Origin of the sequence: Pseudomonas putida W15Oct28 (genome assembly GCF_000708715.2) — a bacterium.
GTDB classification, from domain to species: Bacteria; Pseudomonadota; Gammaproteobacteria; order Pseudomonadales; family Pseudomonadaceae; genus Aquipseudomonas; species Aquipseudomonas putida_R.
This window is the reverse complement of record NZ_JENB01000015.1, coordinates 1-20,083: the sequence shown is the minus strand read 5'-3', so window position 1 is coordinate 20,083 and position 20,083 is coordinate 1. Positions and strand designations below refer to the sequence as shown.

Here is a 20,083-nt window from a genome sequence, read left to right as displayed (position 1 = left end):
ATGGCTGCAATTTGAGCATGCATTTTCTTTTGTGACAAAGGCTTATGCTGTGTTTTTGCACAGGTGTGACAGCAAATGTAGCGGATGGTGCCTGCGGTTTCATGAATGTGCAGGAAATTGCCTGATTTCATCGCCTGTGCCGGCCTCTTCGCGGGCTCGCCCGCTCCCACAGGTCCCGCGCAAACCAGAAGACCGTGATGTTCCTGTGGGAGCGGGCATGCCCGCGAAGAAGCCAAAGAGATTGACCCTGCTTTTCACCCGCGCCATGCTGCCCTCTCCCCTCCCCCACCGCACGATAGACCATGCTCACCTGGCTGACCCGCGACTCGCTGACCTTCCCGCCCCTGGAAAAGGCCCTGCACGACCCCAACGGCCTGCTGGCCGCCGGCGGCGACCTGAGCCCCGAGCGCCTGGTGCAGGCGTATCGCCATGGTTGCTTCCCGTGGTACCAGGACGGCCAGCCGATCCTGTGGTGGTCACCCGACCCGCGCACGGTGCTGCTGCCCGACCAGCTGCACGTGTCGCGCTCGCTGGCCAAGCTGATCCGTCAGGGCCGCTACCAGGTCAGCTTCGACACCGACTTTGCCGCCGTCATCGCTGCCTGCGCCGCACCGCGCGACTACGCCGACGGCACCTGGATCACCGACACCATGCGCAACGCCTACTGCGAACTGCACCGCCGTGGCATCGCCCATTCGGTGGAGGTACGCGAGAACGGCGTGCTGGTCGGCGGCCTGTACGGCCTGGCCATGGGCCAGCTGTTCTTCGGCGAATCGATGTTCAGCCGCGCCGACAACGCCTCCAAGGTCGGCTTCGTGACGCTGGTCAATCACCTGCGCCAGGCCGGTTTCGTGCTGATCGACTGCCAGATGCCCACCAACCACCTGCACAGCCTGGGCGCACATGCCATCAGCCGCGCCGAATTCGCCAGCTACCTGGCACGCCACCTCGATCAGCCCAACAGCGCTACATGGGCGCCCTAGTCGAGTTCCCATAGCTGGCTTACACTTAAAACAAAGTCTCACCGAGGGGGGTTGATCATGACAGAGCTGGCGCGGTTGAAGTTCTATGCCACTCAGCCCCACTCCTGCAGCTACCTGCCTGACGAGCAAGCGACCACGCTGTTCCTCGACCCCAGCCAGCCGATGGACGTGAACGTGTACGCCGACCTGTCGGAAATGGGCTTCCGGCGCAGTGGCGACCACCTGTACCGCCCCCACTGCCAAAACTGCAACGCCTGCGTGCCGGCGCGCATCCCGGCGGCGCGCTTTATCCCCAATCGCCAGCAGCGGCGCATTCTCAAGCGCAACGCCGACCTGACCGTTAGCGCAGCGCGCCCGACGTTCAAGGAGGAGTACTTCGAGCTGTACCGGCGCTATATCGAAACGCGCCACGCCGACGGTGACATGTACCCGCCCAGCCGCGACCAGTTTTCCACCTTCCTGGTGCGCGACCTGCCGTTCTGCTGGTTCTACGAGTTTCGCCTGCAAGGCCGGCTGATGGCGGTGGCAGTGTGCGACCTGCTGCCCAATGGCCTGTCGGCGGTGTACACCTTCTACGAGCCGGACGAGGAGCGACGCAGCCTTGGCCGCTTTGCCATCCTCTGGCAGATCACCGAGGCCGTGCGTCAGGACCTGGAAGCGGTTTACCTGGGTTACTGGATCAAGAACTGCAAGAAAATGAACTACAAGACGCAGTATCGACCTATCGAGCTGCTGATAAACCAGCGCTGGGTCACCCTCAACTGAAAGCATTGGCTTGACACGCAGATTTCCGGCATAATCGGCGCCACTTTTTTGCCCGGTGCGGATATGCGTCGGGCTAACACTGGATCCGAGGGCTCAACTGCATGTCGAAAGAAGACAGCTTCGAAATGGAAGGTACTGTCGTCGACACCCTGCCCAACACCATGTTCCGCGTGGAGTTGGAAAACGGGCACGTCGTAACCGCGCACATCTCCGGAAAGATGCGCAAAAACTACATCCGTATTCTCACTGGCGACAAGGTCCGCGTCGAGCTGACGCCGTACGACCTGAGCAAGGGCCGCATCACTTACCGTGCGCGCTAAGCTCCAGCCATGAAAAAGCCCGGCCATGTGCCGGGCTTTTTTGTGCCTTCATGATTGCAGTATTGCGTCGCCTTCTGTGGGAGCGGGCGTGCCCGCGAAGCAGACTCCGCGGTGCATGACACCGGCTTCGCCGGTGTTCGCGGGCACGCCCGCTCCCACAGGGGCCCCGCTATCAGGCAACCTCAGCCGTGGTCTCGAAGTCGAACACCAGTTCGTCATCGCGCAGGTCGATGTGCACCACACCGCCATGCTCGGCCAGCTCACCAAACAGGATCTCCTCGGCCAGCGGCCGTTTGATCTTGTCCTGGATCAACCGCGCCATCGGCCGCGCACCCATCTGCACGTCGTAGCCAGACGCCGCCAGCCAGCCGCGTGCCTCATCGCTGACTTCCAGCAGCACACGCTTGTCTTCCAGCTGCGCCTGCAGTTCGATAAGGAACTTGTCGACGATGCTTTTGATCGTTTCGTGGCTCAGGCGGCCGAACTGGATGATGGTGTCCAGGCGGTTGCGGAACTCTGGCGTGAAGCTTTTGCGGATGACTTCCATGGCATCGGACGCATGGTCCTGATGGGTGAAGCCGATCGAGGCCCGTGCCGCGGTTTCCGCGCCAGCGTTGGTGGTCATGATCAGGATCACGTTACGGAAGTCGGCCTTGCGCCCGTTGTTGTCGGTCAGGGTACCGTGGTCCATCACCTGCAGCAGCAGGTTGAAGACTTCCGGGTGGGCCTTCTCGATTTCATCAAGCAGCAATACGCAGTGCGGTTGCTTGGTGATCGCCTCGGTGAGCAAACCACCCTGGTCGAAGCCAACGTAACCAGGCGGCGCACCAATCAGGCGCGACACGGTGTGGCGCTCCATGTACTCGGACATGTCGAAACGCACCAGCTCCACGCCCAGTGCCTTGGCCAGCTGCCGCGCCGCTTCGGTCTTGCCGACGCCGGTAGGGCCGGCAAACAGGAACGAACCGACAGGCTTGTCCGGCGCTTTGAGGCCGGCGCGGGACAGCTTGATGGCGGTAGACAGCGAGTCGATCGCCGGGTCCTGGCCGAACACGGTCAGTTTCAGGTCACGCTCAAGGTTACGCAGCAACTCCTTGTCGGAACTGCTGACATGCTTCGGCGGAATCCGCGCAATCTTGGCGACGATGTCCTCGACCTGCGGCACCTCGATGCGCTTGACGCGATTAGCCTCCGGCTGCAGGCGCTGGTAGGCACCGGCTTCGTCGATCACGTCGATGGCCTTGTCCGGCATGTGCCGGTCGTTGATGTAGCGCGAGGCCAGTTCGGCGGCGGCGCGCAGGGCTTCGTCGCTGTACTCGATGTTGTGGTGGCTTTCGAAGCGACCCTTCAGGCCGCGCAGAATGCCCACGGTGTCTTCGACCGACGGCTCGCTGACGTCCACCTTCTGGAAGCGCCGTGCCAGGGCACGATCCTTCTCGAAGATGCCGCGGAACTCCTGGAAGGTGGTGGAGCCGATGCAACGGATCTCACCCGACGAGAGCAACGGCTTGAGCAGGTTGGAGGCATCCATCACCCCGCCTGAAGCCGCACCGGCACCGATGATGGTGTGGATTTCGTCGATGAACAGGATCGCCTGCGGGCGTTTGCGCAGCTCACCGAGCAGCGCCTTGAAGCGCTTCTCGAAGTCGCCGCGGTACTTGGTACCGGCCAGCAGTGCGCCAAGGTCGAGGGAGTACACGACACTCTGCGCCAGCAGGTCGGGTACCTGGCCATCGACAATGCGCTTGGCCAGGCCTTCAGCGATGGCCGTCTTGCCCACGCCCGCCTCACCCACCAGCAACGGGTTGTTCTTGCGCCGACGGGCAAGGATTTGCGCCACGCGCTCAACTTCCTGCTCGCGGCCGACCAACGGGTCGATACGGCCGGCACGGGCCAGCTCGTTCAGGTTGCTGGCATAGGCATCCAGCGGGTTGCTCGAAGAGGAGGTTTCACCGCCCTCTTCGTCCTGCATTTCCTGGTCGCTGTCAGACTGCGAGCCATGCCCCGGCACCTTGGAGATGCCATGGGCGATGTAGTTGACCACGTCGATGCGGGCCACGCTCTGCTGCTTGAGCAGGAACACGGCCTGGCTTTCCTGTTCGCTGAAGATCGCCACCAGCACGTTGGCGCCGGTCACTTCGCGCTTGCCAGAGCTTTGCACGTGGAACACGGCACGCTGCAGCACGCGTTGGAAGCCCAGGGTCGGCTGGGTTTCACGGTCTTCGTCGTTGACAGGGATCAACGGGGTGGTGGAATCGATGAACTCTTGCAGGTCGTGCTTGAGCTTGTCGAGATTGGCGCCACAGGCGCGCAGAACGGTCGCGGCAGCCTCATTGTCAAGGAGTGCCAGCAGCAGATGTTCGACGGTCATGAACTCATGACGCTTCGAACGGGCCTCCTTGAAGGCCAGATTGAGGGTGACTTCGAGCTCGCGGTTTAACATAGCTTCACCTCATACCCAAGTGGTCGGCGATTAACCGTCCTTCTCGATTTCACAGAGTAGCGGATGCTGGCTTTCCCTGGCGTATTGGTTGACCTGCATAGCCTTTGTTTCGGCGATGTCACGGGTAAACAATCCGCACACTGCCCGCCCTTCTGTATGGACGGTCAGCATGATCTTGGTCGCCAGCTCGCGGTTCAGACTGAAGAACGTCTCGAGCACTTCGACGACGAAATCCATTGGCGTGTAGTCATCGTTGAACAAAACCACCTTGTACATCGGTGGCGCCTGCAGGATCGGCTTGGCTTCCTGGACTGCAAGACCCGAGCCGTCGTCCTCATTCGTTTGCGGGCGATCCTGATTGAATGTTAGTCGAATCTCACTAGGTGCATGCATGGAAAGAATTTCATCATGAGCGTCAGGTTAAGGTTGTGGGTTGACGGCATAGGCCACGGCCAGCGCAGGCGCCGGGCGACCTTGACTATCGGCAAAACGGTGTTACAACCAATAAGAACCCACCGTGGTCGATAAAGATCCGCGCAGTCAACCAGATTTTTCGCAAGGTTCGTATGCGGATGAAGTGGATGATACTCCAGTGATGGAGTCCTTTGCAGAGGGACATAGGGATGGCAAGCGGTAAAGTCAAGTGGTTCAACAATGCCAAGGGCTATGGATTCATCAATGAAGACGGCGGAACCGAAGATCTGTTCGCCCATTATTCGGCGATCCAGATGGACGGTTACAAGACGCTGAAAGCCGGACAGGCCGTGACTTTCAACATCATCCAGGGCCCCAAGGGCCTGCATGCTGTCGAAATCAAGGGCGCCAACGTCAGCGCTTCAACGGGAGTACCGAACTCGCCCACGACCGCTAATGCGTGATCCCTGCTTTCTGCCGGTATACGAAAAAACCGGCCGCTTCTTTACAGGAAGCGGCCGGTTTTGTATTGCCTTACATATGCTTGATCATTTCGTCGCCAAAGCCTGAACTGCTCACCAGCGTGGCGCCGTCCATCAGGCGCTCGAAGTCGTAGGTCACGGTCTTGGCCCCGATGGCCCCGTTGGTGCCCTTGATGATCAGGTCGGCCGCCTCGGCCCAGCCCATGTGCCGCAGCATCATCTCTGCCGAGAGGATCACCGAGCCCGGGTTGACCTTGTCCTGCCCGGCATACTTGGGCGCGGTGCCGTGGGTAGCCTCGAACATGGCCACGGTGTCGGACAGGTTGGCGCCCGGCGCGATGCCAATACCGCCCACTTCCGCCGCCAGGGCGTCGGACAGGTAGTCACCGTTGAGGTTGAGGGTGGCGATCACGTCATACTCGGCCGGGCGCAGCAAAATCTGCTGCAACATGGCGTCGGCGATGGCGTCCTTGACGATCACCTCGCGGCCGGTTTTGGGGTTCTTGAACTTCATCCACGGGCCGCCATCGAGCAGCTCGGCGCCAAACTCGTCCCGGGCCACTTCGTAACCCCAGTCCTTGAAGGCACCCTCGGTGAACTTCATGATGTTGCCCTTGTGCACCAGGGTCAGCGACTCGCGGTCGTTGTCCACCACGTATTGCAGGGCCTTGCGCACCAGGCGCTTGGTGCCCTCGCGCGATACCGGCTTGACGCCGATGCCGCAGTCCTGGTCGAAGCGGATCTTGGTGACGCCCATCTCCTCCTTGAGGAACTTGATCACCTTGTTCGCCTCTGGCGAGCCGGCCTTCCACTCGATACCGGCATAAATGTCCTCCGAGTTTTCGCGGAAGATCACCATGTCCACGTCACCGGGCTTTTTCACCGGGCTCGGCACACCCTGGAACCACAGCACCGGGCGCAAGCACACATACAGGTCCAGTTGCTGGCGCAGCGCCACGTTGAGCGAACGGATGCCACCCCCCACCGGGGTGGTCAGTGGGCCTTTGATCGACACCACGTAATCACGCACGGCATCGAGGGTTTCCTGCGGCAACCAAGTGTCCTGATCGTAAACCTGGGTGGCTTTTTCGCCGGCATATACCTCCATCCAGGCAATCTTGCGCTTGCCGCCGTACGCCTTCTCGACGGCGGCATCGACCACCTTGATCATTACCGGCGAGACATCGACGCCAATCCCGTCGCCTTCGATATAAGGAATGATGGGGTTGTCAGGAACGTTGAGCGAATGGTCTGCATTGACGGTGATCTTGGCGCCGTCGGTCGGAACCTTGATTTTCTGGTATCCCATGCTTGCACTACTCCGCTGTCGGGTGTGATTGGACATCGTGCGATCCACTGAGCCTAAACCACATCTGCCGACCTGCAAGGCATGCGACAACCCGCCACATTGCCGCTACGTCTTTGGTCTTATAAATGGGCCGATATCACTTGGCCTTGCTGATTAGCCCGAATGGTTTGATATACTCCGCCGCGACCGTAGGGTCATCGGGGCGAATCCCAGGAAAATGCGGACCGCCCTTGGCCATGAATGGCCGAAAAGCCTGGGTTGTTACCGCAGCTCAGCATTGACGCTCGACTGATGCATCCACCATCACCGCTCGCAGCCTCTCGACTTTCCGCTCATGGCGCTGCCAGGGCGATGCGCCTACCCTGCGCACCACGAGACTCGAGCACGCTCAGCACACAGAGAGTTAACCCGCATGCCCACCCGTTCCAAGATCATCTATACCTTCACCGACGAAGCCCCTGCCCTCGCCACCTACTCGCTGCTGCCGATCGTCGAAGCCTTTACCGCTTCGGCTGACATCGCCGTCGAAACTCGCGACATCTCCCTGGCCGGCCGTATCCTTGCCGCCTTCCCGGAGCAACTGGGCGCAGAGAAGCAAGTAGGCGATCACCTGGCGGAACTGGGCCAACTGGCTACCACCCCTGAAGCCAACATCATCAAGCTGCCTAACATCAGCGCCTCGGTACCGCAGCTCAAAGCCGCGATCAAGGAACTGCAAGGCAAGGGCTTCAACATCCCTGACTACGCCGACGAGCCGGCCACCGCGGACGAGAAAGAGTCCCGTGCCCGCTACGACCGCATCAAGGGCTCCGCCGTGAACCCGGTGCTGCGCGAAGGCAACTCCGACCGCCGCGCGCCGCTGTCGGTCAAGAACTACGCCCGCAAGCACCCACACAAGATGGGCGCCTGGGCCGCCGACTCCAAGTCGCACATCGCCCACATGACTCAGGGCGACTTCTACGGCAGCGAGAAAGCCGCACTGATCGAAGCTGACGACAGCCTGCGCATCGAGCTGGTCGGCAAAGACGGCACCACCACCGTCCTGAAAGAAAAAACCGCCGTCAAGGCCGCCGAAATCATCGACTGCGCCACCATGAGCCGCAAGGCCCTGAAAGCCTTCATCGCCGAACAGATCGCCGATGCCAAGGCCTCCGGCGTGCTGCTGTCGGTGCACCTGAAAGCCACCATGATGAAGGTTTCCGACCCGATCATGTTCGGCGTCATCGTCGAAGAGTTCTACAACGACGTGCTGGCCAAGCATGCCGCAGCCCTGGCTGAAGTAGGCTTCAACGCCAACAACGGTATCGGCGACCTGTACGCCCGTATCAAAGACCTGCCAGCCGACAAGCAGGCCGAGATCGAAGCCGACATCCAGGCCCTGTACGCACAGCGCCCGGCCCTGGCCATGGTCAACTCCGACAAAGGCATCACCAACCTGCACGTGCCGAGCGACGTGATCGTCGACGCCTCGATGCCGGCCATGATCCGTGACTCGGGCAAGATGTGGAACACCGCCGGTGAGCTGCAAGACACCAAGGCCGTGATCCCTGACCGTTGCTACGCCGGTATCTACCAGGCCACCATCGAAGACTGCAAGCAGCACGGCGCCTTCGACCCGACCACCATGGGCAGCGTGCCGAACGTTGGCCTGATGGCGCAGAAAGCCGAAGAGTACGGTTCCCACGACAAGACCTTCCAGATCAAGGCCGACGGCGTCGTGCGCGTGGTCGATGGCAAGGGCAACGTTGTGCTGGAGCAGAACGTCGAAGCCGGCGACATCTTCCGCATGTGCCAGACCAAAGACGCGCCGATCCAGGACTGGGTCAAGCTGGCCGTCAACCGTGCCCGCCTGAGCAACACCCCTGCGGTGTTCTGGCTGGACCCGGCCCGTGCCCACGACGGCGTGATGATCGAGAAGGTGCAGCAGTACCTGAAAGATCACGACACCGCTGGCCTGGACATCCGTGTTCTGGCCCCGGTCGACGCCATCAAGTTCTCCCTGGCCCGCATCCGCGAAGGCAAGGACACCATCTCGGTGACCGGCAACGTGCTGCGCGACTACCTGACCGACCTGTTCCCGATCATGGAACTGGGCACCAGCGCCAAGATGCTGTCGATCGTACCGCTGATGAACGGCGGTGGCCTGTTCGAGACCGGCGCCGGCGGCTCGGCACCGAAGCACGTACAGCAGCTGGTGGAAGAGAACTTCCTGCGTTGGGACTCGCTGGGTGAATTCCTGGCCCTGGCCGCTTCCCTGGAGCACCTGGGCAACACCTACGACAACCCGCGCGCCAAAGTGCTGGCCAACACCCTGGACCAAGCCACTGGCAAGTTCCTCGACACCAACAAGTCGCCTTCGCGCAAAGTTGGCGGTATCGACAACCGCGGCAGCCACTTCTACCTGACCCTGTACTGGGCCCAGGCCCTGGCTGCCCAGGCTGACGACGCTGCCCTGCAGGCACGCTTCGCCCCCCTGGCAAAAACCCTGGCCGAGAACGAGGAGACCATCGTCGCCGAGCTCAACGCCGTTCAGGGCAAGCCGGCCGACATCGGTGGCTACTACGCCCCGGATGCCGAGCTGACCGCCAAGGTGATGCGCCCAAGCCAGACCCTGAACAGCGCCATTGCTGCCCTGTAAGGTTCGCTTGAAGTAACAGCAAAAACCCCGGCCACGCACCGGGGTTTTTGCTTTCTTAAAGTGCGTACACGGCTCCCTGTAGGAGCGGCCTTGCGTCGCGATGGGCCGCAAAGCGGCCCCGCCGATATCCGCTGCGAAGCCGAAAATCTGGGGCCGCTTCGCAGCCCATCGCGACGCAAGGCCGCTCCTACAGAACCTGCGCCAACCCTAGGAAATGCTCATGTCCTGGCAACCCCACATCACCGTCGCCACCATCGTCGAGCACGAAGGCAAGTTCCTCTTCGTCGAAGAATTCAAAGCCGGCCAGCACGTCTTCAACCAACCCGCCGGCCACCTCGAACCCTTTGAGACCCTGCCCCAGGCCGCCCTGCGCGAAACCCTGGAAGAAACCGCCTGGGAAGTCGAACTCACCGGCGTGGTCGGCATCTACCTGTACACCGCCCCCAGCAACGGGGTGACCTACCAGCGCATCTGCTTCGCCGCCCGCCCGGTACGCCACCACGCCGACCTGGCGCTGGACAGCGACATCGTTCGCGCCGTGTGGCTGACCCGCGACGAGCTGCTGGCCGACCCGGCCCGCTGGCGCAGCGAGCTGGTGCCGCGTTGCCTCGACGACTACCTCAACGGCCCCTTGCACAGCCTTACCCTGCTCCGCGACTGACGCGTCGCCACGGGTTTGATAGAATCGACGTTTTTCCCTTGATACACACCGGTACCCATGACCAGCCCAGCACTCAAAGACCCCGCCAAGACCCGCGTCATCGTCGGCATGTCCGGCGGCGTGGACTCTTCCGTCTCCGCCCTTCTGCTCATCGAGCAGGGCTACCAGGTGGAAGGGCTGTTCATGAAGAACTGGGAAGAAGACGACGGCACCGAATACTGTACCGCCCGTGAAGACCTGGCCGACGCCCAGGCCGTGTGCGACCGCATCGGCATCAAGCTGCACACCGCCAACTTCGCCGCCGAATACTGGGACAACGTGTTCGAGCACTTCCTTGAAGAATACAAGGCCGGCCGCACGCCCAACCCGGACATCCTCTGCAACCGCGAAATCAAGTTCAAGGCGTTCCTCGACTACGCCCTGTCGCTGGGTGCCGACCTGATCGCCACCGGCCACTACGTGCGCCGCCGCGACACCGGCGCGCTTACCGAACTGCTCAAGGGCCTGGACCCGAACAAGGACCAGAGCTACTTCCTGCACGCCGTCGGCGGCAAGGAAATTGCCCGCACCCTGTTCCCGGTCGGCGAGCTGGAAAAACCGGAAGTGCGCGCCATCGCCGAAAAACACGGCCTGGCCACTGCCAAGAAAAAAGATTCCACCGGCATCTGCTTCATTGGCGAGCGCCGCTTCAGCGACTTCCTCAAGCAGTACCTGCCAGCCCAGCCGGGCGAAATCGAAACCACCGAAGGTGAAGTGATCGGCCGCCACCACGGCCTGATGTACCACACCATCGGCCAGCGCCAGGGTTTGGGCATCGGCGGCCTGAAGGATGCCGGTGACGAACCTTGGTACGTGCTGCACAAGGACCTGACCCGCAATGTGCTGGTGGTCGGCCAGGGCAACGAACACCCTTGGCTGTTCTCCCGCGCCCTGCTCGCCTCGGAAATTTTCTGGGTGAACCCCATCGACCTCAGCAGCCCGCGCCAGCTTACCGCCAAGGTACGCTACCGCCAGAGCGACCAGCAGTGCACCCTGGAACTTACGGCCAGCGGCTACCGCGCGGTGTTCGACGAGCCGCAGCGCGCCGTTACCCCAGGCCAATCTGTGGTGTTCTACGACGGTGAAGTGTGCCTGGGCGGCGGCGTGATCGAAGCCGCCGAGCCGTGGAGCCCGCGCGCATGAGCAACCTGCAGGAGCAGCTGATCGCGTTGGGCGGTGTGTTTCAGGCCGCTGTACTGGTAGACCGCATCGCCCGCACCGGCCAGGCCAGTGAGGCCAACATCGGCTGCATGCTTGGTAGCCTGCTGGTACGTGACCCCAAGGACACCCTGGAGGTGTTCGGCGGTGACGACCTGAACCTGCGCGACGGCTACCGCGCGCTGATCGGCGCCCTGGAGCGCGACCCCAACAGCCTGCAGCGCGAGCCACTGCGCTACGCACTGTCGATGCTGGGCCTGGAGCGCCAGCTGAACAAGCGTGGCGACCTGCTCGACACCATCGGCAACCGCCTGCCGCAAATCCAGTCCCAGGCCGACCATTTTGGCCTGGTTCATGAAAACGTCATTGCTTCCAGTGGAGCCTTGTACCAGGACACCCTGAGCACTCTGCGCCAGCGCATTCAGGTGCATGGCGACATGCGCTTCCTGCAACAGCCCAGCAATGCCTCGAAGATCCGCGCCCTGCTGCTGGCCGGCATCCGCGCCGCACGCTTGTGGCGCCAGCTGGGCGGGCACCGCTGGCAGCTGGTGTTCAGCCGGCGCAAGCTGCTGAACGAACTGTACGACATGATGCGCAGCTCCAACTAACGGCTGAGCTGCCCCTTTGTGGGAGCGGGCGTGCCCGCGAAGCAGGCGACTCGGTGGATGGCACCGGCTACGCCGGTGTTCGCGGGCATGCCCGCTCCCACAGGGTCTGCCACCGGAGTCAAATTGGGCCGACCTTTGGTCAGCCACCCGACCCGGGCGCAAATTTCATGTATGATATGCGCCCTCCAAAAGCCTGACTGTCCGAGAACACCCCATGCAGCTTTCTTCGCTCACTGCGGTTTCCCCTGTAGACGGCCGTTATGCCGGCAAAACCCAGGCCTTGCGCCCCATTTTCAGCGAATTCGGCCTGATCCGTTTCCGCGCCCTGGTCGAAGTGCGCTGGCTGCAGCGCCTGGCCGCCCACCCGCAGATCGGCGAAGTGCCGGCGTTCTCCGCCGAAGCCAACGCCCTGCTGGACAACCTGGCCACCGATTTCAAACTTGAGCACGCCGAGCGCGTCAAGGAAATCGAGCGCACCACCAACCACGACGTCAAGGCGATCGAATACCTCCTCAAGGAGCAGGCCGCCAAGCTGCCTGAGCTGGCCAAGGTCAGCGAGTTCATCCACTTCGCCTGCACCAGCGAGGACATCAACAACCTGTCCCACGCCCTGATGCTGCGCGCCGGCCGTGACGACGTGCTGCTGCCGCTGATGCGCCAAATTGCCGACGCCATCCGCGCCCTGGCCCACGCCCACGCCGACGTGCCGATGCTGTCGCGCACCCACGGCCAGCCGGCTTCGCCGACCACCCTGGGTAAAGAGCTGGCCAACGTCGTGTACCGCCTGGAGCGCCAGATCGCCCAGGTCGCTGCCGTACCACTGCTGGGCAAGATCAACGGCGCCGTGGGCAACTACAACGCCCACCTGTCGGCCTACTCGCAGATCGACTGGGAAGAAAACGCCCGCGCCTTCATCGAAGACGAGCTGGGCCTGCAGTTCAACCCGTACACCACCCAGATCGAGCCGCACGACTACATCGCCGAGCTGTTCGACGCCATCGCCCGCTTCAACACCATCCTGATCGACTTCGACCGTGATGTGTGGGGCTACATCTCGCTGGGCTACTTCAAGCAGAGAACCGTTGCCGGCGAAATCGGCTCGTCGACCATGCCGCACAAGGTCAACCCGATCGACTTCGAAAACTCCGAAGGCAACCTGGGTATCGCCAACGCACTGTTCCAGCACCTGGCCAGCAAGCTGCCGATCTCGCGCTGGCAGCGCGACCTGACCGACTCCACCGTGCTGCGCAACCTGGGCGTGGGCTTCGCCCACAGCGTCATTGCCTACGAAGCCAGCCTGAAAGGCATCGGCAAGCTGGAAGTCAACGAAGCCCGCATCGCCGCCGACCTGGACGCCTGCTGGGAAGTACTGGCCGAGCCGATCCAGACCGTAATGCGCCGCTTCAACATCGAAAACCCCTACGAGAAGCTCAAAGAGCTGACCCGTGGCAAGGGCATCACCCCGGACGCGCTGCTCACCTTCATCGACGGCCTCGACATGCCAGCCGAAGCCAAGGCCGAGCTCAAGCAGCTGACCCCCGCTACCTACATCGGTAACGCGGCAGCCCAGGCCAAACGCATCTAAGCTGACCGTCGCGTGCAACGCCCGGCCTGGCCGGGCGTTTTTATTCCCGGACGAAAATTACGTTTTTTCAATAGGTTGAACATGAATCCTGATACTCCACTGCAGCTGCTCGGCGGCATCTCGGCCCGCGAATTCATGCGCGACTACTGGCAGAAGAAGCCCCTGCTGGTGCGCCAGGCCTTCCCGGACTTCATCAGCCCGATCGACCCCGACGAACTGGCTGGCCTGGCCCTGGAAGAGGAAGTCGAGTCGCGTATCGTGCTCGAGCACGGCGCGCACCCGTGGGAACTGCGCCGCGGCCCGTTCAACGAAGACACCTTCGCCGAGCTGCCGGAAAAAGACTGGACCCTGCTGGTACAAGCCGTGGACCAGTTCGTCCCGGAAGTGGCCGAACTGCTGGAAAACTTCCGCTTCCTGCCCAGCTGGCGTATCGACGATGTGATGATCAGCTTCGCCGCCCCTGGTGGCAGCGTTGGTCCGCACTTCGACAACTACGACGTGTTCCTGCTGCAAGGCCACGGCGAGCGTAACTGGAAGATCGGCCAGATGTGCAGCAGCGACAGCCCGCTGCTGGAGCACGCTGACCTGCGCATTCTTGCCGAATTCGAGCAGAGCGAAGAGTGGACTCTGGAGCCAGGTGACATGCTCTACCTGCCACCACGCCTGGCCCACTACGGCGTGGCCGTGGACGACTGCCTGACCTACTCGGTGGGCTTCCGTGCACCAAGCGCCGCCGAAGTGCTGACCCACTTCACCGACTTCCTGGGCCAGTTCCTGCCGGACGAAGAGCGTTACAGTGACGCCGACGCCCAGCCGGTCAGCGACCCGCACCAGATCCAGCACGACGCCCTCGACCGCCTCAAGGCCCTGCTCGAGAAGCACATGGGCGACAAGGACCTGCTGCTGACCTGGTTCGGCCAGTTCATGACCGAGCCGCGCTACCCCGAGCAGATCGTTGGCGAAGAGCTGAGCGAGGAAGAGCTGGTGGACGCCCTTAAGCAAGGCGCCATCCTGATCCGCAACCCGAGCGCGCGCATGGCCTGGTCGGAGTTCGAAGACGACCTGCTGCTGTTCGCCAGCGGCCGCAGCTGCCCGCTGCCAGGCAAACTGCGCGAGCTGCTGAAGCTGGTGTGCGCGGCCGACGCCCTGCACATCGACAACCTCGCAGACTGGCTGCAGGACGAAGATGGCCTTATGCTTCTACAGCAACTGGTCAAACAAGGAAGCCTGGGATTCGCCAATGAATAAGATCAGCGTTCGCCTGGCCGACTGGCAGAAAGACAACGCCGACATCCGCCGTATCCGCGAGGCCGTGTTCATTGCCGAACAGCACGTGCCGCCAGAGTTGGAGTGGGACGCGGATGACTCGAGCGCCGCACATTTCCTGGCCCTGGAAGGCGACTACCCGATCGGCACCGCCCGCCTGCTGCCAGACGGCACCATCGGTCGAGTGTCGGTATTGAAAGACTGGCGCGGCCTGAAGGTGGGTGACGCGCTGATGAACGCAGTGATCGTCGAAGCGCAGGACCGCGACCTGAAGCAGCAGATGCTCAGCGCCCAGGTACACGCTACGCCGTTCTACGAGCGGCTTGGCTTTCGCGTAGTCAGCGAGGAATTCCTCGAAGCCGGCATCCCGCACGTGGACATGGTGCGCGACTCGCGCGTCTGATCCATAACTGCACCGGCCCCTTCGCGGGCAAGCCCGCTCCCACAGGGACCCCACAGTTTCCAAATGCTGTGCGGTCCCTGTGGGAGCGGGCTTGCCCGCGAAGAGGCCAGTACAGGTCAATGACACCCCCCGCTCACAAAAACCTGTACATCCATCCAGATAAAACTTGCCTCCGCGCCCCTGCTTGCGCATCCTAGTGCCCATCACCCCCGATGAAGCGTCCCCGGCCATGCGCCTGTTCCTCTGCGAAAAACCCTCACAGGCAAAAGACATCGCCAAAGTGCTCGGCGCCACCCGCAAGGGCGACGGCTGCTGGCAAGGCACTGACGTCTGCGTAACCTGGTGCATCGGCCATCTGCTGGAAACCGCCCCGCCCCACAGCTACGACGAACGCTACAAGCGCTGGAACCTGGCCGACCTGCCGATCATCCCCGACAAGTGGAAGATGCTGGTCAAGCCCAAGACCGCCAGCCAGTTCAAGGCGGTGAAGCGCCTACTCGGCGAAGCGCGGGAACTGGTGATTGCCACCGACGCCGACCGCGAAGGCGAAATGATTGCCCGGGAGCTGGTCGAGCATTGCCGCTACCGCGGCCCGGTGCAGCGCCTTTGGCTGTCGGCACTGGATGACACCTCCATCCGCAAGGCCCTGGCACGCCTGCTGCCAGGCCACGAAACGTTCAACCTGTACCACTCGGCGCTGGGCCGCTCCCGCGCCGACTGGCTGATCGGCATGAACATGAGCCGGCTGTTCACCCTGCTTGGCCGCCAATCCGGCTACCAGGGCGTGCTGCCGGTGGGCCGGGTGCAAACCCCCACCTTGCGCCTGGTGGTCGACCGCGACCGCAGCATCGCCGACTTCGTGCCGGTGCCGTTCTGGGCCATCGACGTACCGCTTGAACACGCAGGCCAGGGTTTCAACGCCCAGTGGCGTGCGCCCGAGGACGCCTGCGACGACCAGGGCCGCTGCCTGAACCAGGGTCTGGCGCAACAGGCCGCCGCCGCCATCGGTAATGCCGGCACGGCACGGGCCGTAAAGGTGACCACCGAGCGCGTGCGTGAAGCCGCGCCCCTGCTCTTCGACCTCGGCACCCTGCAAGAGCTGTGCTCGAAAAAGTTCGGCCTCGGCGCCCAGGAAACCCTCGACATTGCCCAGGCCCTGTACGAAACCCACAAGCTGATCACCTACCCGCGCAGCGACTGCGGCTACCTGCCGCTGAGCCAGCACACCGAAGCGCCGGCCATCCTCGCCGCCCTGCAACGGGCCGATGCCAGCCTCGCGCCACTGCAGCCCCACCTGGAGCCGCAGCGCCGCTCGCGGGCGTGGAACGACGCCAAGGTCAGCGCCCACCACGGCATCATCCCCACCGCCGCTGCCAGTGACCCTTCGCGCCTGCCGGCCAAGCACAAGGCGGTGTACACCCTGATCCGCGCCCGCTACCTGGCGCAGTTCCTGCCCAACCATGAATATGATCGCACCCAGGCCGACTTCGACTGCGCCGGCCATGCCCTGCGCGCGGTGGGCAAGCAGATCGTCGAGCCGGGCTGGCGCCGCGCCCTGCCCGAAGCGCTTACCCCGGCCAAAGGCCGCGAGGCACCACCAGCCCAGGTGCTGCCAGCGCTGCGCGAAGGCCAGGACTGCAACGTGCAAGGCCTGCAACTGAAAGACCTGTGGACCCAGCCGCCCAAGCCGTTCACTGAAGGCGACCTGATCAAGGCAATGAAAAACGTGGCCAAGCTGGTGGACGACCCGCGCCTGAAGCAGAAGCTCAAGGAAACCACCGGCATCGGCACCGAGGCCACCCGCGCCAGCATCATCCAGGGCCTGCTAGACCGCGGCTATCTGGTGAAGAACGGCAAGGCGCTGGCGGCCACGCCTGCGGCCTTCAGCCTGATCGATGCCGTCCCCCGCGCCATTGCCGACCCCGGCACCACGGCGATCTGGGAGCAGGCGCTGGACATGGTGCAAAGCGGCGAGATGAGCCTGGAAGAGTTCGTGGCCCGGCAGTCGGCGTGGATGGGCAAGCTGGTCGAGCGTTGCAGCGGCATGCGCATGACCATCAGCGGGCCGGCAGCCGGAGCAGCGCCGCCCTGGAAGAAGAAGCGTCGCGGTGGAGGTGGGAAAAGCAAAGCCGCCGGGAGCAAGTCGGCAGCAAGCAAGCCGCGTCAGCCCCGGAAAAAAGCGACAACCTGAAGTTTTTGCACTGGCATTACTGGCCCTATCGCCGGCAAGCCAGCTCCCACAAGCCTGCATAAGTACTGAAGCCTGTGGGGTACTTGTGAGAGCCCAAGTCTTGTACAGGTGCTGAAGCCTGTGGGGTACCTGTGGGAGCTGGCTTGCCGGCGATAGGGCCAGCTCAGGCAGCAAATTAATAACAGGCAAACCACAAAACCCTGCCCGACACATTGGCACCATGAAATTTCCCTGCTAAGTTTTCATGAAAATAATCACAATAATTTTCACGAGGCTTCTGCATGTTCAAACAATCCGCCCAGCACGTCGCCAGCTACTACGCCCAGACCTACCCCGCCAACATTCCGCTGCGCCCTACCCTGCAAGGCACCCACGACACCGACGTGCTGATTATCGGCGCCGGTTTCAGCGGCCTGCACACTGCCCTGCGCCTGACCCAGGCCGGCAAGCGCGTAACATTGCTGGAAGCTAGCCGGGTGGCCTGGGCTGCCTCCGGGCGCAATGGCGGCCAGGCACTGCTGGGCTGGTCGTGCGACATGCCGCCACTGGAAAAGGCCCTGGGCGTGGAACGCACCCAACGCCTGTGGGCCAGCATGTGCTGGGCCGCCGACGAAATGCGCGAGCTGCCCCGGCGCCATGGTTTCGATATCGACTACCGGCTGGGCAGCCTCTGGACCGCCGTACTGCCGCGCCGGGTGAAAATGCTTGAAGAAGCCCTGCACGACGCCGAACACAAATGGGGCTACGACGCCCTGCGCCTGATCGGCCGCGACGAGCTGCCGCAATGGATCGACAGCCCGCGCTACCAGGCTGCGCTGTATGACGCCAAAGGCGCCCACCTCAACCCGCTGAAGCTGGCCCAAGGCCTGGCCAGCACCATCGAAGCTGGCGGTGGGCGCATCTACGAACAGAGCCGGGTACTCAGCTATGAGCAAGCCGGCAACGGCTATGTCGCCCGAACCGAAACCGGCGAAGTGCGCTGCCAAGTGTTGGTGCTGGCTTGTAACGCCTACATCGACGGCCTCGACCGTGGCCTGTCGCGCCGCCTGTTGCCGGTCGGCTCTTATCAGGTAGCCACCGCGCCACTGGACCCCGACTTCGCCCAGTCGCTTCTTCCGCGTAACAGTTGCGTGATCGACAACCAGTTCGTGCCCGACTACTTCCGCCTCACCCCGGACCACCGCCTGCTATTCGGCGGCGGCTGTACGTACCTGGGCGGCATTCCCAAGGACGTCGCCAGCGCCACCCGCCCCTACTTGGAGCGGGTGTTCCCACAACTGGCCGGGGTGGCCATCGACTATGCCTGGGGCGGCCATATCGATTGCAGCATCCAGCGCACCCCGGACGTCGGGCGCGAGGGCCAGCGTTATTGGCTGCAGGGTTTCTCCGGCCATGGCGTACTGCCGACCCTGGCCGCGGCGCGAGCGGTCAGCGATGCCATTCTTGGCGACGACGATCTGTTGGCGCTGTACCAAGGCATCGACAACGGCCGCTTCCCCGGCGGAGATCTGCTGGCAGCACCGCTGGAGGCTGCCGCCAAAGCCTGGTACAGAATGCGCGACCGCGCCTGACCCTCTAACGCGGTCCCCTGTAGGAGCGGCCTTGCGTCGCGAAAGGGCCGCAAGGCGGCCCCGGCAATTTGTGCATCTGCGCTGATACCCTGGGGCTGCTTTGCAGCCCTTTCGCGACGCAAGGCCGCTCCTACAAGGGGCCGCGCAGGGCTGAGCCACCACAAATCCCGGTGCCATGCAAAATTCCTCCTATTCTCAATAGCTCCCTTAGGTTCCTGCACACAGGAGACCCGACCATGAGCCATGTAACCACGAAAGACGGCGTACAGATTTACTATAAGGACTGGGGCCTGCGCGACGCGCCGGTGATCCATTTTCACCACGGCTGGCCGCTCAGTGCCGACGACTGGGACGCGCAGATGCTGTTCTTCCTCGCTCAGGGCTACCGCGTGGTGGCCCACGACCGCCGAGGTCATGGCCGCTCCAGCCAGGTATGGGATGGCCACGACATGGATCACTACGCCGACGACGTAGCCGCCGTGGTTACCCACCTGGGCACTCAGGGCGCCGTGCATGTCGGCCACTCCACCGGTGGTGGCGAGGTGGTGCGTTACATGGCCCGCTACCCTGAAGACAAGGTGGCCAAAGCGGTGCTGATCGCCGCGGTACCGCCATTGATGGTACAGACGCCCGGCAACCCCGGCGGCCTGCCCAAGTCGGTGTTCGATGATTTCCAGAACCAGGTAGCCAGCAACCGGGCGCAGTTTTACCGGGATGTGCCAGCCGGGCCGTTCTACGGCTACAACCGGCCCGGTGTCGAAGCCAGCGAAGGCATCATCGCAAACTGGTGGCGCCAGGGCATGATCGGCAGCGCCAAGGCTCATTACGATGGCATCGTGGCGTTTTCCCAGACGGACTTTACTGAAGACCTGAAGGGCATTCAGCAGCCGGTACTGGTGATGCATGGGGACGATGACCAGATCGTGCCCTATGAAAACTCCGGGGTGCTGTCGGCCAAGTTGCTGCCCAATGGCACACTGAAAACCTACAAAGGCTACCCGCATGGCATGCCGACTACCCATGCTGATGTGATCAATGCGGATTTGCTGGCGTTTATCCGTAGCTGATGTATTGCGCCTGCACCGGCCCTTTCGCGGGCATGCTGAACTGGCCTAATGATCCCGGACACCTCTTAAGGGCGATATGATTCGCCCAATCAGGAGGTTCCATGCAAGAACGAAAGACCTATACCCGTGAGTTCAAGCAACGTGCTGCAAGCATGGTTCTTGATGATAACTGCTCGATTC

Annotated in this window: 17 protein-coding genes; 14 read left to right on the top strand and 3 right to left on the bottom strand. The window is 62.8% G+C overall.

What is annotated here, in order from left to right; translation table 11 throughout:
- The first annotated feature begins 302 nt into the window (after positions 1-302).
- The 3 genes from aat to infA all read left to right on the top strand — a co-directional run bounded on the left by aat (position 303) and on the right by infA (position 2,068).
- Positions 303-983 (top strand): leucyl/phenylalanyl-tRNA--protein transferase, encoded by a 681-nt coding sequence (gene aat / locus AK81_RS12625; protein WP_043199478.1) that lies wholly within the window; start codon positions 303-305, stop codon positions 981-983.
- Positions 984-1,040: 57 nt separating this feature from the next.
- Positions 1,041-1,748 carry an arginyltransferase gene (locus tag AK81_RS12620; RefSeq protein WP_043199476.1) on the top strand — a complete coding sequence of 236 codons (708 nt, stop codon included), beginning with the start codon at positions 1,041-1,043 and terminating at the stop codon, positions 1,746-1,748.
- A gap of 101 nt (positions 1,749-1,849) precedes the next feature.
- On the top strand, positions 1,850-2,068 hold the full coding sequence (gene infA, locus AK81_RS12615) for a translation initiation factor IF-1 (protein ID WP_002553999.1): 219 nt from the start codon (positions 1,850-1,852) through the stop codon (positions 2,066-2,068).
- 172 nt (positions 2,069-2,240) lie between these two features.
- Here infA and clpA read toward each other — a convergent pair whose 3' ends face one another.
- Both clpA and clpS read right to left on the bottom strand, forming a co-directional pair.
- Positions 2,241-4,511: an ATP-dependent Clp protease ATP-binding subunit ClpA gene (clpA, locus tag AK81_RS12610; protein ID WP_043199474.1), complete on the bottom strand. Its 2,271-nt coding sequence runs from the start codon at positions 4,509-4,511 to the stop codon at positions 2,241-2,243.
- 30 nt (positions 4,512-4,541) lie between these two features.
- Positions 4,542-4,904, bottom strand: coding sequence for an ATP-dependent Clp protease adapter ClpS (clpS, locus tag AK81_RS12605; protein WP_016488124.1), 363 nt, complete (start codon positions 4,902-4,904; stop codon positions 4,542-4,544).
- 230 nt (positions 4,905-5,134) lie between these two features.
- Here clpS and cspD point away from each other — a divergent pair, with 230 nt between their 5' ends.
- Positions 5,135-5,389: a cold shock domain-containing protein CspD gene (gene cspD / locus AK81_RS12600; protein WP_043199470.1), complete on the top strand. Its 255-nt coding sequence runs from the start codon at positions 5,135-5,137 to the stop codon at positions 5,387-5,389.
- A 70-nt stretch (positions 5,390-5,459) separates the two neighbouring features.
- Here the strand turns inward: cspD and icd are convergent, their stop codons facing one another.
- Positions 5,460-6,716: an NADP-dependent isocitrate dehydrogenase gene (icd, locus tag AK81_RS12595; protein WP_043199468.1), complete on the bottom strand. Its 1,257-nt coding sequence runs from the start codon at positions 6,714-6,716 to the stop codon at positions 5,460-5,462.
- 412 nt (positions 6,717-7,128) lie between these two features.
- Between icd and AK81_RS12590 the strand changes: the two genes are divergently transcribed.
- From AK81_RS12590 to AK81_RS12545, 10 genes are all read left to right on the top strand, one after another.
- Entirely contained in the window at positions 7,129-9,354 is a 2,226-nt protein-coding gene (locus AK81_RS12590) for an NADP-dependent isocitrate dehydrogenase (RefSeq protein WP_043199466.1), read from the top strand.
- A gap of 220 nt (positions 9,355-9,574) precedes the next feature.
- Positions 9,575-10,015 (top strand): NUDIX hydrolase, encoded by a 441-nt coding sequence (locus AK81_RS12585; RefSeq protein WP_043199464.1) that lies wholly within the window; start codon positions 9,575-9,577, stop codon positions 10,013-10,015.
- A gap of 57 nt (positions 10,016-10,072) precedes the next feature.
- Entirely contained in the window at positions 10,073-11,197 is a 1,125-nt protein-coding gene (gene mnmA, locus AK81_RS12580) for a tRNA 2-thiouridine(34) synthase MnmA (RefSeq protein ID WP_043199463.1), read from the top strand.
- Positions 11,194-11,820 (top strand): high frequency lysogenization protein HflD, encoded by a 627-nt coding sequence (hflD, locus tag AK81_RS12575; protein WP_043199461.1) that lies wholly within the window; start codon positions 11,194-11,196, stop codon positions 11,818-11,820. Before mnmA ends, hflD begins: the two co-directional genes overlap by 4 nt.
- A gap of 214 nt (positions 11,821-12,034) precedes the next feature.
- A complete protein-coding gene (gene purB / locus AK81_RS12570) occupies positions 12,035-13,405 on the top strand; it encodes an adenylosuccinate lyase (RefSeq protein ID WP_041167991.1) in 1,371 nt (456 codons plus the stop codon).
- Between the two features lie 81 nt (positions 13,406-13,486).
- Positions 13,487-14,653 (top strand): cupin domain-containing protein, encoded by a 1,167-nt coding sequence (locus AK81_RS12565; RefSeq protein ID WP_043199459.1) that lies wholly within the window; start codon positions 13,487-13,489, stop codon positions 14,651-14,653.
- Positions 14,646-15,074, top strand: a complete 429-nt coding sequence (locus AK81_RS12560) for a GNAT family N-acetyltransferase (protein ID WP_043199458.1) — start codon at positions 14,646-14,648, stop codon at positions 15,072-15,074. Before AK81_RS12565 ends, AK81_RS12560 begins: the two co-directional genes overlap by 8 nt.
- A 229-nt stretch (positions 15,075-15,303) precedes the next feature.
- Positions 15,304-17,265, top strand: coding sequence for a DNA topoisomerase III (locus AK81_RS12555; protein ID WP_043199457.1), 1,962 nt, complete (start codon positions 15,304-15,306; stop codon positions 17,263-17,265).
- Between the two features lie 281 nt (positions 17,266-17,546).
- Positions 17,547-18,836 carry an NAD(P)/FAD-dependent oxidoreductase gene (locus tag AK81_RS12550; protein WP_043199456.1) on the top strand — a complete coding sequence of 430 codons (1,290 nt, stop codon included), beginning with the start codon at positions 17,547-17,549 and terminating at the stop codon, positions 18,834-18,836.
- A gap of 236 nt (positions 18,837-19,072) precedes the next feature.
- On the top strand, positions 19,073-19,903 hold the full coding sequence (locus AK81_RS12545) for an alpha/beta fold hydrolase (RefSeq protein WP_043199454.1): 831 nt from the start codon (positions 19,073-19,075) through the stop codon (positions 19,901-19,903).
- Positions 19,904-20,083: the final 180 nt, after the last annotated feature.

Coding starts and splice junctions, on each gene's coding strand:
- aat (WP_043199478.1), top strand. CDS start 303: ATGCTCACCTGGCTGACCCGCGACTCGCTGACCTTCCCGCCCCTGGAA.
- AK81_RS12620 (WP_043199476.1), top strand. CDS start 1,041: ATGACAGAGCTGGCGCGGTTGAAGTTCTATGCCACTCAGCCCCACTCC.
- infA (WP_002553999.1), top strand. CDS start 1,850: ATGTCGAAAGAAGACAGCTTCGAAATGGAAGGTACTGTCGTCGACACC.
- clpA (WP_043199474.1), bottom strand. CDS start 4,511: ATGTTAAACCGCGAGCTCGAAGTCACCCTCAATCTGGCCTTCAAGGAG.
- clpS (WP_016488124.1), bottom strand. CDS start 4,904: ATGCATGCACCTAGTGAGATTCGACTAACATTCAATCAGGATCGCCCG.
- cspD (WP_043199470.1), top strand. CDS start 5,135: ATGGCAAGCGGTAAAGTCAAGTGGTTCAACAATGCCAAGGGCTATGGA.
- icd (WP_043199468.1), bottom strand. CDS start 6,716: ATGGGATACCAGAAAATCAAGGTTCCGACCGACGGCGCCAAGATCACC.
- AK81_RS12590 (WP_043199466.1), top strand. CDS start 7,129: ATGCCCACCCGTTCCAAGATCATCTATACCTTCACCGACGAAGCCCCT.
- AK81_RS12585 (WP_043199464.1), top strand. CDS start 9,575: ATGTCCTGGCAACCCCACATCACCGTCGCCACCATCGTCGAGCACGAA.
- mnmA (WP_043199463.1), top strand. CDS start 10,073: ATGACCAGCCCAGCACTCAAAGACCCCGCCAAGACCCGCGTCATCGTC.
- hflD (WP_043199461.1), top strand. CDS start 11,194: ATGAGCAACCTGCAGGAGCAGCTGATCGCGTTGGGCGGTGTGTTTCAG.
- purB (WP_041167991.1), top strand. CDS start 12,035: ATGCAGCTTTCTTCGCTCACTGCGGTTTCCCCTGTAGACGGCCGTTAT.
- AK81_RS12565 (WP_043199459.1), top strand. CDS start 13,487: ATGAATCCTGATACTCCACTGCAGCTGCTCGGCGGCATCTCGGCCCGC.
- AK81_RS12560 (WP_043199458.1), top strand. CDS start 14,646: ATGAATAAGATCAGCGTTCGCCTGGCCGACTGGCAGAAAGACAACGCC.
- AK81_RS12555 (WP_043199457.1), top strand. CDS start 15,304: ATGCGCCTGTTCCTCTGCGAAAAACCCTCACAGGCAAAAGACATCGCC.
- AK81_RS12550 (WP_043199456.1), top strand. CDS start 17,547: ATGTTCAAACAATCCGCCCAGCACGTCGCCAGCTACTACGCCCAGACC.
- AK81_RS12545 (WP_043199454.1), top strand. CDS start 19,073: ATGAGCCATGTAACCACGAAAGACGGCGTACAGATTTACTATAAGGAC.